The organism is Sphingomonas natans (assembly GCF_030546695.1).
Lineage (GTDB): Bacteria > Pseudomonadota > Alphaproteobacteria > Sphingomonadales > Sphingomonadaceae > Sphingomonas_I > Sphingomonas_I natans.
On sequence record NZ_JAUOTP010000012.1, the window covers coordinates 134,874 to 148,192 of the forward strand.

Here is a 13,319-nt window from a genome sequence, read left to right on the forward strand (position 1 = left end):
CACCATCTGCGATGGGGAGGAACTCGGTAAGGCGACCCTATTGCCCGAACCTCGCCGCCCCCGCCTGGGCGATCGCCTCGCGCGCGGCCGCGAAGAGCGCACCGGACTTCTGCTCGCATTCCCGCTGTTCGCCGGCCGGATCGCTGTCGGCGACGATGCCCGCGCCGGCCTGGACGTGCATGACGCCGTCCTTCACCACCGCCGTGCGCAGGACGATGCAGCTGTCCATATTCCCGTCGGGCGAGAAGTAGCCGACGCAGCCGGCATAAGCGCCGCGCGTCTCATGCTCCAGTTCGGCGATGATCTCGCAGGCGCGGACCTTGGGCGCGCCCGAGACGGTGCCTGCCGGGAAGCCCGCGAACAGGGCGTCGAGCGCGTCCTTCGTGGGATCGAGCCGGCCGGCGACGTTCGAGACGATGTGCATGACGTGGCTGTAGAGCTCGACCGCATAGCTTTCGGTGACGTGGACCGTGCCGGCCTTGGCGACGCGGCCGACATCGTTGCGGCCGAGATCGAGCAACATCAGATGCTCGGCGCGCTCCTTGGGATCGGCGAGCAGGCTCTCGCGGTTCGCGGCATCCTCCTCGGTCGTACGCCCTCGCGGCCGCGTGCCCGCGATCGGGCGGATCGTGACCTCGCCATCGCGGACGCGGACGAGGATCTCCGGGCTCGATCCGGTCAGCGCGAAGCCGGGCAGATCGAGATGGTAGAGGAAGGGCGACGGGTTGATCCGGCGCAGCGCGCGATAGAGATCGAAGGGCGGCAGCGGGAATGGCGCGGTGAAGCGCTGCGCGAGCACGACCTGAAAGATGTCGCCTGCCGCGATATACTCCTTTGCCGCCGCGACCATCTCGCCATAGCGGCCCGCGGGCAGGATCGGTGTCGGCGCGACATCGGGCAGTTCGCCGGGGTTGCGCGCGGCTGCGGGCAGCGGCGCGGCGAGGCGCGCGGCGGCGGTCTCGATCCGCTCGACCGCGTCGGCGATCTGGACATCGGGATCGCTTAGCGCCGGCCAGACGGGCGCGACGAGGAAGAGAATGTCGGCGAGGCGATCGAAGACGAGCAGCAGGGTCGGCCGGCCGAACAGCATGTCGGGCAGATCGAGCGGGTTCGGGGCAGGTCTGGGGAGCTTCTCGACGAGTCCGACCGTTTCGTAGCCGAAATAACCGACGAGGCAGGCCAGAGCGGGGGGCAGGCCCTCCGGCACGTCCATCCGGCATTCGCCGACCAGAGCGCGGAGCGCCGCGAGCGGATCGCCGGGGACGGGTTCGAACGCGTCGGGTTGGGTCAGCCAGCGGCGGTTGATCTCGGCCTCGCGGCCGCGCGCGCGGAACAGCAGATCGGGGGCGAGGCCGAGCAGGCTGTAGCGCCCGCGCGTCGCGCCATCCTCGACCGATTCGAGCAGGAAATCGCCGCGGCCGGGCTCGATCAGCTTGAGCGCGGCCGCGACGGGCGTGTCGGTGTCGGCGAGCTGGCGCCGCCAGACGAGCGCGGGGCGGCCCGCGGCGAGCGTGGCGCGCGCGACTGCATCGTCTCCGCCGATCACGACATTGAAACCGTCATCGAGTTTCCCCGTCCGTTCGCACTGAGCTTGTCGAAGTGCCGTCCTTCCTGCCTCGGCTCAGAAGAGGGACGGTGCTTCGACAGGCTCAGCACGAACGGGTCGAGAAGGCTTGTCTCGATCCGGATCACTGGCCCTCGGCGGGCGCCTGCCCGGTGAGCTGCTTGCCGAGATCGGCGATCGCCTTGGGGTTGCGCTTGACGGTCACTTCGGCCGCCGCCGCGTGCGAGAATTGCTCGAGCAGCTCATCGCCCATCGCGCGGCCGAGATCGGCGCGCATCTGCTGCGCGATCGTCGTGCGCATCTGCGGTGCGGCGGGATCGATCTTGAGCACCTTGATGATGAACCAGCCGGTCGGCGCAGGCGCGAGCGTCGCCTTGCCGGGGGGGATCTGGAACAGGGTGCGCGCGGCGGCGGGCGCTTGCTGCATCCGGCTCAGCTCCAGCTGGCTCGCCGAGATCGGCGCGGGCGCGGCGAGGCCGGCCTTGGCGAAGGCGGCTGCCATGTCGCCACCCTTGTTGATCTGGTCGAGCAAGGCCTTGGCGGTGGCGCGCGCGGTGGATTGCGCGCGATCGACGATCAGGTCCTGGAGGATGCGCGGGCGGACCTGCGCGAGCGGCACGGGCGCCGCCGCATCGATGCGCGCGACATCGAGCAAAGCCGCGCCGTCGGGGCCGGTGCGCTCGAGCGAGGGCTCGTCGTCGGCGCCGGCGACGAAGCCGGGCTTGAGCAATGCCGTCACGACCGGATCGGGCTTGAAGGCGGGATCGGCGGGGGAGACGCCGGTCGCGGTCAGCGCCGGGGTCGTCGCGACCTTTAGCGCATTGGCCTTGACGATCTCGTCGAAGGTCGCGCCGTCGCCGACCGCATCCTCGATCTTGGTCGCGAGTGCGGACAGGCCCTCGGCGCGCTTCATCTTGACGAGATCGGCGACGACATCGGCCTTGGCCTGCTCCAGCGTCTTGCCGGGCTTGTCGTTGATCGCATCGACATGGACGACGTGCCAGCCGAGCACCGACTTGAGCGGCGCGGTGATCGCGCCGGCCGAGGCGGTGAAGGCCGCGTCGGCGATCGGCTTGGACGTGATCGTCTCGAACATGTCGCGCTGCTGCTCGCCGAGCGCGATGTCCTTGGCGGCAAAGCCGGCGGCGGCGGCGGCATCGGCGAACGGCGTGCCGGCCTGGACCTTGGCGGCGAGCGCCTTCGCGGCGGCCTCGCTCGGCAGGATCACCTGGCTGAGCGTGCGCGCGGCGCTCGGCGCATATTTGGCGGCGTCGGCCTTGTACTGGGCGGCGATCTCGGCGTCGGTCGGCACCGCCGGGGCGATATCGAGCGCGGCATAGCGCAGCACGCGGCGCTCGGGCAGCGAGTAGGCCGCGATGTGGCTCTTGTACCAGCCGGCGACGTCGGCGTCGGTCGGCGGCTTCACCGCCTCGGGCTTGGCCGGGATCATGCCGACGAGGCCGGAGCGGTTGGCGACGAGCACGCCGGCATAAGGCTCGATCATCGCCGGGGTCGGGCGGATGCCCGCGCTGATCGGGATGAGCAGCTGGCGGCGGATCAGATCGCCGCGCATGCCGTCGCGCAAGGAAACTTCGCTGATGCGCTGCTGCGCGAGGATCGAGCGCATGACCTTCTCGTCGAACCGGCCGGTCGTGCCCTGGAAGGCGGGGATGCTGGCGACCTCGCCGTCGATCAGGCGATCGCTGGCGACGATGCCGTGGCGCGTCGCCCAGGCCTCCAAAGTGCGGCCGCTGATATATTGATCGACGATCGGGCCGACGCCGCCGACCGCGGCGAGCAGCTTGGTCATGTCGAGATCGGGCTGCTGCTGGCGCGCCTGGGCAAGCTGGTTCTGCGCGCGCCGCTCGATATCGGTCGTCGGGATCGCCTTGCCATCGACCGTGGCGACATTGTCCGCGCCGGGGCCGGTCAGCCCGCCCATGCCCGAAGGCGAGCTGACGCCGGTGACGATGAAGGCGATCAGGATGATGCCGAACAATCCCAGGACATACCAGGAGCCGAGGGCGCGACGGAAAAAGGCGAGCATCTGGAAACCCGGAAATGAAGAGCGGGGAAGGGGATCGCCCTTAGGCCTCACGCGCCCGGCCGACAAGCGTTGGCGGGATCGGCCCGCCCTGCTAGCCGATCGGAGAGAATCGCGGGCGGGGGCAGAGTATGGCGTTGCGGAAGCTGGTGGCGGGCAATTGGAAGATGAATGGTACGCGCGCCGCGCTGGCCGAGCTGGGCGCGATCGCCGATGCGGCGGCCGGCGCCCCTTCGCTGGATGTCGCGATCTGCCCGCCCTTCACATTGATCGATGCCGCGATCGCGCAGGCGCCCTCGCTGCCGATCGGCGCGCAGGACTGCCACCATGCCGAGAAGGGCGCGCATACGGGCTGCATCTCGGCGACGATGATCGCCGATCTGGGTGCTACCTATGTGATCGTCGGGCATAGCGAGCGCCGCGCCGACCAGAGCGAAACCGACGCCGACGTGCAGACCAAGGCCTGGGCGGTGCTGGCGGCGGGCCTGACCGCGATCTTGTGCGTCGGCGAGACCGAGGCCGAGCGCGACGCCGGCAAGGCGGGCATGGTCGTGTCGGGCCAGATGCAGGGATCTGTGCCGCCTGCGGGCACCGCGGACAATCTCGTGATCGCCTATGAGCCCGTCTGGGCGATCGGCACGGGGCGGACGCCGTCGGTGCGCGACGTCGCCGAGATGCACGGGCTGATTCGCGCGAAGCTGGACGAGTTGCTCGGCGAGGAAGGGCCGCGCGTCCGCATCCTCTATGGCGGCTCGGTGAAGCCCGACAATGCCGCCGAGCTGATGGCGGTGCCCAATGTCGACGGCGCTTTGGTCGGCGGCGCGAGCCTGACCGCCGCCTTGTTCGTGCCGATCATCGAAGCAACGGCTGCGCTCTGAGCGAGGGACCCTTGGGCCGGCGCGACCGTTCGGGCGAAATGCGTCTCCTTGCTCTCCCGCTCTTCGCCTTCGCTCTTGCGACGGGGGTCTCCGCCCAGACCGAGGCTCCGCCTGCCAAGGTGGACGCCAAGGGGATCGCGCTCGGCAAGGTCAGCGCGGCCTATTTCCTCGGCCTGCAGGAACTGCCCGCCTTCACGCCCGAAGAAATGATCGCGCGGCACGACGGTGCCACCGGCGATGCGGAAGCGCTTGCCGCCGACACCGCGCTCAACGACTGGAAGCTCTGCGCGCTCGAGAGCATCACCCACTGGGCCGAGCTCAAGCCCGGCCGCGGCGAGATCGTCGACGGCGCGATGGGGCGCTGCATCGATATCGAGCGCGGCTATCGCAACCATCTGCTCAAGATCACGCAGGACGGGCGGCTGCTGTTCGACCTGTCCTTCGCGCGGCAGATGGCGCGCAGCCTGGAGGAAGCGTGGCGGCCGCGGCTGCTTGCCGCCGCGCTCGATCACGATCTGGAGGTGGTCCGCGCCGAGAAGGAGAAAGGCGGCAGCGCGCGCCGGCGCGAGCCCGAGGCGCGGGCGTCCGAGACACCGAAGGGATAGTTGCCCCCGAGGCCCGCATCCTTTATCGGCGCGCCCATGTTCACCTTCCTGCTCGTCATTCACGCGATCATCGCCGCTGCCCTCGTGGGCGTCATCCTGATCCAGCGATCGGAAGGCGGCGGCCTGACCTCCAGCGGCAATTCGGGCGGGCTGATGAGCGCGCGCGGCGCGGCCGACTTCCTGACGCGCGCGACCTCGATCCTCGGCACCCTGTTCATCGTCATGAGCATCGGCCTCGCCGCGCTCGCGACGTTGCAGACGGGCCCGCGCAAGATCGATACGTCGCTGGCGCGCAAGGCGGCGCCGGTCTCGACGGCTCCGGCCGCGCCCGTGGCGCCTGCTGCCGATAACGGCGCGGTCCCGCTCGCGAAATAATCTTATCCCTCCCGGAACGGGGAGGTGGTATCGCGCAGCGATGACGAAGGGGGCTCTCCAGATGGGGGACGCGCCCATTGCGATCCCCCTCCACCAGCCTGCGGCTGGTTCCCCTCCCCGTGCCGGGGAGGATGCTTTTCCTGTGGATGGAAATCGCGCGCCGGTCCGCCAGCGCTTGCCTAACGCAGCATCCCCCGTCTAAGCCTTTTCTCCCATGACGCGGTTCATTTTCATAACCGGCGGCGTGGTCTCCTCGCTTGGCAAAGGCCTGATGGCGGCGTCGCTCGCGGCGCTCCTCCAAGCGCGTGGATACCGCGTCCGGATCCGGAAATTCGATCCTTATCTCAACGTCGATCCGGGCACGATGAGCCCGTATCAACATGGGGAGGTGTACGTCACCGACGATGGCGCGGAGACCGATCTCGATCTCGGCCATTACGAGCGCTTCACCGGCGTCTCCGCGCGGCAATCGGACAATGTGACTTCGGGCCGCATCTACCGCGACATCATCACGAAGGAGCGGCGCGGCGACTATCTCGGCGCGACGGTGCAGGTGATCCCGCACGTCACGAACGAGATCAAGGCGTTCGCGCTGGCCGACATCGAGGATCTCGATTTCGTGCTGTGCGAGATCGGCGGCACCGTCGGCGACATCGAATCGCTGCCCTTCATGGAGGCGCTGCGCCAGCTGCGGAACGATCTGGGGCGCGACAATACCTGCTTCGTTCACCTGACGCTCGTGCCGTATATCGCCGCCGCGGGCGAGCTGAAGACCAAGCCGACCCAGCATAGCGTGCGCGACCTGACGAGCCTCGGCATCCAGCCCGACGTGCTCGTCTGTCGCTGCGAGCATCCCTTGCCCGAGGCCGAGCGCACCAAGATCGCCTTGTTCTGCAACGTCGCCGAGGATGCGGTGATCCCGGCGCTCGACGCGAAGAGCATCTATGCGGTGCCGCTCCAATACCATGCCGCCGGCCTCGACGAGGCGGTGCTGCGCTCGTTCCGGATCGATCCGGGCGCCAGCCCCGATCTGCGCCGCTGGGACGACATCATCGATCGCATGACCAATCCCGAGGGCGAGGTCACGATCGGCGTCGTCGGCAAATATGTCGGGCTGGCGGACGCCTATAAGTCGCTGAGCGAGGCGCTCGTCCATGGCGGCATCGCCAACCGCGTGAAGGTCAATATCCGCTGGCTGGACGCCGAGATGTTCGAGCAGGATTCGGACGAGCTCGCCGCCAAGCTGGAGCCGTGCCACGCGATCCTCGTCCCCGGCGGATTCGGCGAGCGCGGATCCGAGGGCAAGATCGCCAGCGTCCGCTTCGCGCGCGAGCGCAAGGTGCCCTATTTCGGCATCTGCCTGGGCATGCAGATGGCCTGCATCGAAGGCGCGCGGAACACGGCGGGAATCGAGGGCGCCTCGACCACCGAATTCGGCCCGACCGACGAGCCGGTCGTCGGCATGATCACCGAATGGATGAGCGCCGAAGGCCTGCAGACGCGCGCGGCCGGCGGCGACATGGGCGGCACGATGCGGCTCGGCGCCTATGAAGCGAGCCTCGCCGGCAACAGCCATGTCGCCTCGATCTACGAGAGCGAGACGATCTCGGAGCGGCATCGCCACCGCTACGAGGTCAACGTCCATTACAAGGACGCGCTGGAGAAAGGCGGTCTGCGCTTCTCGGGCATGTCGCCCGACGGGACGCTGCCCGAGATCGTCGAGCGGCCCGACCATCCGTGGTTCATCGGCGTCCAGTTCCACCCGGAACTGAAGTCCAAGCCGTTCGAGCCGCATCCTTTGTTCGCGAGCTTCATCGAGGCGGCGCTGCGGCAGAGTCGTTTGGTCTGATCGCGGCACCCCGAACCGGTTTCGGGGCGCCGCGATGCCGCAGTTACAGGCCGCCGCTGACGGTGAGCGTCTCGCCGGTGATCCAGCGCGATTCGTCGGAGGCGAGGAACACCGCAACGCGGGCGATGTCGTCGGGTTGGCCGGTGCGGCCGAGCGGGGTCTGGCTGACGAAGCCGCGCTCCATGTCGGAGCCGATGACGCCGGCCGTGTGCGAGCCCTCGGTCTCGACGACGCCCGGGCTGATCCCGTTGACGCGGATCTGGCGCGGCCCGAGCTCCTTGGCGAGAACGCCGGTGATCGCGTCGACGGCGCCCTTCGTCGCGGAATAGACCGCCGATGCCGGGGGCAGGATCTTCGTGATCGCGGACGAGATGTTGATCACGCTGCCGCCCTCGCCGAGATGCTTCGCGGCTGCCTGCGTCGTCTGCAGCAGGCCGAGCACGTTGATGTCGAACATGTAGCGATATTGATCGGCGGTGATGTCGTCGATCGAGGCGAAGCCATAGACGCCCGAATTGTTCACGAGGATGTCGAGCCGACCGAAATGCTCGATCGCGGCATCGACGATGCCCTGCGCCTGCGCGGCATCGGCAACATCGCCCTGCACGGTGACGGCCGTGCCGCCGGCGGCGACGATCTCCTGCACGACCGCCTCGGCGCCGGCCTTGCTCGAAGCATAATTGACGACGACGGCGGCGCCATCGGCTGCCAGCGCCCGGGCGATGCCGGCGCCGATGCCCTTGGATGCGCCGGTGACGATGGCGACCTTGCCTGCGAGTTTCGACATGATTTCAAGTCCTGCGGGACATGCGGATCGCCGGAGTGGCGCGCTTAGTCCCGTAGTTCAGGAAATCGGAACAATTGAACTCGCGTTCAAGCCCCCCTAACTAAAAAAGATGCGGACGCTGGTTCATCCCTCGATCGACGATGTGCGGCTGGAGGCGATCCTGCATGCCTTGTCCGATCCCGTGCGCGCGGAGATCTTCGCCACGATCGCCACGGGCGCCTGCATCCAGAATTGCTCGGCCTTCGCGGCGGTCGGCGATCGGGTGATTCCCAAATCGTCGCTGTCGCAACATTTCAAGGTGCTGCGCGAAGCGGGGCTGATCCGCTCGGAGCGGCATGGGGTAGAGGTGCGCAATTCCTCGCGCTGCGGCGAGGTGGACGGGCGCTTTCCGGGACTCATCGCCGCCATCCTCGACGCACATGGCAAGGAACAGGCGTCGGTGGCTAAGGTGGCCGAGTAAGCATTCCGCGAGTGCGCCTTCGGCGTCTCGCTATTCCGGATCTTCGGCGTTGAGGGCGGCGGACGCGGCCTTCAGACCGTCCGCCGAATTGGCGGCGCTGACCGAGGGCGCATCCCCGCCCGCGAATTGGACCGCGGAATAGCAGATGCCGCCGGCCCAGAGCAGGGCCGCCCAGCGGCTGCGGAAGATCCAGCGGAGCGGTACCATGACGGCGGGATACCGCCCCGCGGTTAAGACCGGGTGAAGCTCAGGGGCCTTCGTAGAGCGGATTGCCAGCGGGCGCCGGGTTCGCGACGGGATCGCTCGGCTCCAGCGGCACGGGATCGATCGGCGAGGGGACCGGATCGTCGACCGGGGTCGGCACGGGGCCGTCGGGGCCTGGGGGTTGGCTTGCCATGGGCGTCTCCTTTGTCGGGAGAAGAACGCCGGGCCGGCGGGAAAGGTGCCGCTGAAACGGCAAACGCCCGGGCCACCCCTTGAGGTAGCCCGGGCGCCTGCGTGACGATCGCTCGTCAGCCCCCGATCTGTGCCCGGCCCACTCGCTCCGGTTTTCACCGTGCGGGGCCGTAGCCTCCCCGAACCCGAGCCATTGGCCGTCGTCCGTGAGAGGTGCCTAGCGGAGGCTTCCCTGCGTTGTCATCGTTAATGAGAGGCTAACATTGCGAAAGGTTCCACCCTGTGTTTTTCGCGCAACAGAGCCCGGTTCGGCCGGAAGTGCGTCGCCGGCGGAAGGTTAACGTGCGTCATGCGTTCGGGTCAGGTGTACGCCTGCGATGCGTTGCGCTTCCCCGGCGGACGATCAGGCCCTAAGCAGCGACCTCCCCCGCCACAGCGACGGACGACCATGCGCCTTTCCCGTTATTTCCTGCCCGTGATGAAGGAATCGCCCGCCGAGGCGCAGATCGTCAGCCACAAGCTGATGCTGCGCGCGGGCCTCGTGCGGCAGACCGCCGCGGGAATCTACGCCTGGCTGCCGCTCGGGCTGCGCGTGCTGCAGAAGATCTCGCAGATCGTGCGCGAGGAGCAGGATCGCGCCGGCGCGATCGAATTGCTGATGCCGACGCTGCAATCGGCCGATCTGTGGCGCGAATCGGGCCGTTACGACGCTTATGGGCCGGAGATGCTGCGCATCACCGACCGGCACGATCGCGAGATCCTCTACGGGCCGACCAACGAGGAGATGATCACGAGCGTCTTCCGTGATGCGGCGCGCTCGTATCGCGATCTGCCGCGCACGCTCTACCACATCCAGTGGAAGTTCCGCGACGAGGTCCGCCCGCGCTTCGGCGTGATGCGCGGCCGCGAATTCCTGATGAAGGACGCTTATTCGTTCGATCTGGACGAGGCCGGCGCACGCCACAGCTACAACCGGATGTTCGTGGCCTATCTACGCACCTACAAGCGGATGGGGCTGCGCGCGATCCCGATGCAGGCCGATACCGGCCCGATCGGCGGCGACCTCAGCCACGAATTCATCGTGCTCGCCCCGACCGGCGAAAGCGAAGTCTTCTATCACACTGCCTGGGAGCAGGATCGCGCGCTCGACGTGAATGCGGACGACGCGGTGGCTTTGCAGGAGTTCGTCGGCGCGCTGACCGCCGATTATGCCGCCACCGACGAGAAGCGCGACCTGGACCGCGAGCGCGAGGCGGGCGAGGCGCTCTGCACGTCACGCGGGATCGAGGTCGGCCACATCTTCTATTTCGGCACCAAATATTCGGACTCGATGGGTCTCAAGGTGCAGGGGCCGGGCGGCACCGAAATCGTGCCGCAGATGGGCAGCTACGGGATCGGCGTCAGCCGGCTGATGGGCGCGATCATCGAGGCGAGCCATGACGACAAGGGCATCGTCTGGCCCGACGCGGTCGCGCCTTATGCGGTGGGGCTGATCAACATGCGCGCAGACGATGCGGCCTGCGCGGCGGCGGCGGACGATCTGTACGCGACGCTGACCGCGGCGGGCGTCGAGGTGCTGTACGACGATCGCGACGAGCGCGGCGGCGCCAAGTTCGCGACGATGGATCTGATCGGCCTGCCCTGGCAGATCGTGGTCGGGCCGAAGGGGCTGGCCAACGGTGTCGTCGAAGTGAAGCGGCGCGCGACGGGTGAGAAGGTCGAGTTGTCGCCCGAAGATGCGGTGGCGCGGGTTTCGGCGAAGTGAGTCTCCATATTCCGGCGAAGGCCGGAATCCAGGCCGTTGAGCGCGCCGCCCCTCATCCAGGACTCCGGCATTCGCCGGAGTGCCGATCGGCGTATATCCGATGTTCCTGAACCCCTATGAACGCCTCATCGCGCGGCGCTATCTGTGGCCCGGCAAGGGCGAGGGGATCATCGCGGTCGTCGTCGGCTTCGCTTTGATGGGCGTGATGCTCGGCGTCGCCGCGCTCGTCGTCGTGATGTCGGTCATGAACGGCTTCCGCGCCGAACTGTTCGACAAGACGACCGCGCTCAACGGCCATGCCGTGATCCAGGGCTATGACGGCAAATTGCCCGACTGGCGGCGGATCGTGGAGGTCGCGCAGAAGACGCAGGGCGTGACCTCGGCGGTGCCGCTGATCGAGCAGCCCTTGATGGCGAGCGCGGCGGGGCGGGTCGAGGGCGTGCTGCTGCGCGGCATGCGCGAGCAGGAGATCCAGGGAAAGCAGATCGGCGGCAACGTCGTCGCAGGCGACATCAAGATGGTCGCGCCGGGCGCCGGCACGGTCGCGCTGGGGGCGCGGCTGGCCGAGCAATTGGGTGTCGGCATCGGCGGCGATATCAGCCTGATCAGCCCGGCGGGGCAGACGACGCCGTTCGGGACGGTGCCGCGCATCGTTTCCTATCGCGTCGCCGCCGTCTTCGAGGTCGGCATCTACGATTACGATAACGCCTTCGTCGTCATGCCGATCGCGGATGCTCAGACGTTGCTGATGATGGGCGATGCGGTCGGCATGGTCGAGGTGCAGACGGTGAATGCCGATCGCGTCGAGCAGATCTTGAAGCCCGTCGCCGCCGCGGCGAAGGGCGTCGCCGAGGTGCGCGACTGGCGACAGATGAACGCGAGCCTGTTCGAGGCGCTGCAGGTGGAGCGGGTGACGATGTTCATCGTCCTTTCGATCATCATCGTCGTCGCGGCGTTCAACATCCTCTCCTCGCTGATCATGCTGGTGCGCGCCAAGACTCGCGACATCGCGATCCTGCGCACGGTCGGCGCGGATCGATCGTCGATGGTGCGGATCTTCGTCACGGTCGGGCTGACGATCGGCGCGCTCGGCACGATCGGCGGGCTGATCCTCGCGGCGATCTTCCTCTATTACCGCCAGGGCGTCGTGAACTTCGTCCAGCTCGTGACGGGGCAGAATCTGTGGGATCCGCAGATCCGCTTCCTGACCGAACTGCCCTCGCGCACCGATCCGGTCGAGGTGCTGTCGATCGTCGTGATGACGATGGTCATGTCCCTGCTGTTCACGCTCTATCCGGCACTGCGCGCGGCGCGGACCGATCCGGTGCAGGTGCTGCGCTATGAGTGACGAGGTACGCCGTTTGAACGACTTCGCAGGCGAAGTCTTGGGCACGACCGGCCTTGCCCGCTCCTTCACGCAGGGTGGCAAGACGATCCACGTGCTGCGCGGGGTCGATCTGTCGGTGAAGGCGGGCGAGATCGTGGCGCTGCTAGGCCCGTCAGGCTCGGGCAAGTCGACCTTGCTCCAGGCGGTAGGGCTGCTCGAAGGGGGGTTCGAGGGTTCGATCCGGATCGGCGGGCAGGAAGCCGCGTCGCTCGACGATCGCGGCCGGACGAAGCTGCGCCGCGAGACGTTGGGCTTCGTCTATCAATTCCACCATCTGTTGCCCGATTTCACCGCGACCGAGAATGTCGTGCTGCCCCAGCTCGTGCGCGGCACGAAGAAGCCGGCGGCGGAAACGCGCGCCAACGACCTGCTGTCGACGCTCGGGCTGGCCGAACGGCTCGACCATCGCCCAGCGGCGCTGTCGGGTGGCGAGCAGCAGCGCGTCGCGGTCGCGCGCGCGCTGGCCAACCGGCCTTTGCTGGTGCTGGCCGACGAGCCGACCGGCAATCTCGACGAGAAGACCGCCGATCGCGTGCTCGCCGAATTCGTGCGGCTGGTGCGCGGCGAGGGCGCGGCGGCTTTGATCGCCACGCATAACGAGCGGCTGGCGGCGGCGATGGACCGCGTGCTGCGCCTGCACGAGGGCGTGCTGGCATAAAGCGCGAGGCCCCGCGGGATGTGCGCATGCGGATCGCCGGTTCGGGCTCGTGCGTTCCTCCCGTCTTGCAGGAGCCGCTGATGCTGACCGTCGACGCCATTGATCATCTCGTCCTGAATGTCCGTGACGTCGGCGCTTCGGCGGCCTGGTATGGGCGCGTGCTGGGGATGGACCGCACGGACGCCCGGTCTGCCTCGGGCGAGATGCGCACGAGCATGACCTTCGGCCAGAACAAGATCAATCTTCGCCCCGTCGACGCCTCTCAGGAGACCTGGTTCACGGGGCGGATGCCCTGCGCGGGCAGCGCCGATCTGTGCTTTCTGACCCCGGCAACGCCGGATGCGGTGGTCGCGCATGTCGGGCAGTGCGGCGTGCTGATCGAGCTTGGCCCCGTTACCAAGAGCGGTGCCCGCGGACCGATCTGCTCGGTCTATGTGCGCGATCCCGACGGCAATCTGATCGAGATCTCCTCCTATCGCTAGAGGGTGCGGTGATCGCGCCGCCGCCGCGCCTGCTTGCGATATCGGCCTATTTCGGCCACAAATGCCGCC

14 protein-coding genes are annotated in these 13,319 nt (G+C 68.0%); 9 read left to right on the forward strand and 5 right to left on the reverse strand.

The window, feature by feature from the left end; translation table 11 throughout:
* Positions 1-37: 37 nt before the first annotated feature.
* Positions 38-1,546, reverse strand: coding sequence for an anthranilate synthase component I (gene trpE, locus Q4F19_RS20830; RefSeq protein WP_303546697.1), 1,509 nt, complete (start codon positions 1,544-1,546; stop codon positions 38-40).
* A 142-nt stretch (positions 1,547-1,688) separates the two neighbouring features.
* On the reverse strand, positions 1,689-3,611 hold the full coding sequence (locus tag Q4F19_RS20835) for a peptidylprolyl isomerase (protein ID WP_303546699.1): 1,923 nt from the start codon (positions 3,609-3,611) through the stop codon (positions 1,689-1,691).
* Positions 3,612-3,739: 128 nt separating this feature from the next.
* Here Q4F19_RS20835 and tpiA point away from each other — a divergent pair, with 128 nt between their 5' ends.
* The 4 genes from tpiA to Q4F19_RS20855 all read left to right on the forward strand — a co-directional run bounded on the left by tpiA (position 3,740) and on the right by Q4F19_RS20855 (position 7,315).
* Positions 3,740-4,486, forward strand: a complete 747-nt coding sequence (gene tpiA, locus Q4F19_RS20840; RefSeq protein WP_303546701.1) for a triose-phosphate isomerase — start codon at positions 3,740-3,742, stop codon at positions 4,484-4,486.
* A 38-nt stretch (positions 4,487-4,524) separates the two neighbouring features.
* Positions 4,525-5,091 carry a hypothetical protein gene (locus Q4F19_RS20845; RefSeq protein ID WP_303546703.1) on the forward strand — a complete coding sequence of 189 codons (567 nt, stop codon included), beginning with the start codon at positions 4,525-4,527 and terminating at the stop codon, positions 5,089-5,091.
* A 36-nt stretch (positions 5,092-5,127) separates the two neighbouring features.
* Positions 5,128-5,466 carry a preprotein translocase subunit SecG gene (secG, locus tag Q4F19_RS20850; protein WP_303546705.1) on the forward strand — a complete coding sequence of 113 codons (339 nt, stop codon included), beginning with the start codon at positions 5,128-5,130 and terminating at the stop codon, positions 5,464-5,466.
* Between the two features lie 214 nt (positions 5,467-5,680).
* On the forward strand, positions 5,681-7,315 hold the full coding sequence (locus tag Q4F19_RS20855; protein WP_303546707.1) for a CTP synthase: 1,635 nt from the start codon (positions 5,681-5,683) through the stop codon (positions 7,313-7,315).
* 43 nt (positions 7,316-7,358) lie between these two features.
* Here Q4F19_RS20855 and Q4F19_RS20860 read toward each other — a convergent pair whose 3' ends face one another.
* Entirely contained in the window at positions 7,359-8,102 is a 744-nt protein-coding gene (locus tag Q4F19_RS20860) for a glucose 1-dehydrogenase (protein WP_303546708.1), read from the reverse strand.
* Between the two features lie 109 nt (positions 8,103-8,211).
* Here Q4F19_RS20860 and Q4F19_RS20865 point away from each other — a divergent pair, with 109 nt between their 5' ends.
* Positions 8,212-8,562: an ArsR/SmtB family transcription factor gene (locus Q4F19_RS20865; RefSeq protein WP_303546710.1), complete on the forward strand. Its 351-nt coding sequence runs from the start codon at positions 8,212-8,214 to the stop codon at positions 8,560-8,562.
* A gap of 30 nt (positions 8,563-8,592) precedes the next feature.
* Here the strand turns inward: Q4F19_RS20865 and Q4F19_RS20870 are convergent, their stop codons facing one another.
* Both Q4F19_RS20870 and Q4F19_RS20875 read right to left on the reverse strand, forming a co-directional pair.
* On the reverse strand, positions 8,593-8,769 hold the full coding sequence (locus Q4F19_RS20870; RefSeq protein ID WP_303546712.1) for a hypothetical protein: 177 nt from the start codon (positions 8,767-8,769) through the stop codon (positions 8,593-8,595).
* Positions 8,770-8,809: 40 nt separating this feature from the next.
* Positions 8,810-8,959, reverse strand: a complete 150-nt coding sequence (locus Q4F19_RS20875; RefSeq protein ID WP_303546714.1) for a hypothetical protein — start codon at positions 8,957-8,959, stop codon at positions 8,810-8,812.
* A 447-nt stretch (positions 8,960-9,406) separates the two neighbouring features.
* On the opposite strand from Q4F19_RS20875, the gene proS reads away from it, so the two are divergent.
* From proS to Q4F19_RS20895, 4 genes are all read left to right on the forward strand, one after another.
* The gene (gene proS, locus Q4F19_RS20880) at positions 9,407-10,723 is read left to right on the forward strand and encodes a proline--tRNA ligase (protein WP_303546716.1); all 1,317 of its coding nucleotides are present in this window, start codon (positions 9,407-9,409) and stop codon (positions 10,721-10,723) included.
* 100 nt (positions 10,724-10,823) lie between these two features.
* The gene (locus tag Q4F19_RS20885; protein WP_303546717.1) at positions 10,824-12,071 is read left to right on the forward strand and encodes a lipoprotein-releasing ABC transporter permease subunit; all 1,248 of its coding nucleotides are present in this window, start codon (positions 10,824-10,826) and stop codon (positions 12,069-12,071) included.
* Positions 12,064-12,768: an ABC transporter ATP-binding protein gene (locus Q4F19_RS20890; protein ID WP_431312441.1), complete on the forward strand. Its 705-nt coding sequence runs from the start codon at positions 12,064-12,066 to the stop codon at positions 12,766-12,768. The genes Q4F19_RS20885 and Q4F19_RS20890 overlap by 8 nt, the downstream gene beginning before the upstream one ends.
* Positions 12,769-12,848: 80 nt before the next feature.
* Entirely contained in the window at positions 12,849-13,250 is a 402-nt protein-coding gene (locus Q4F19_RS20895; RefSeq protein WP_303546721.1) for a VOC family protein, read from the forward strand.
* The last annotated feature ends 69 nt before the right edge of the window (positions 13,251-13,319 follow it).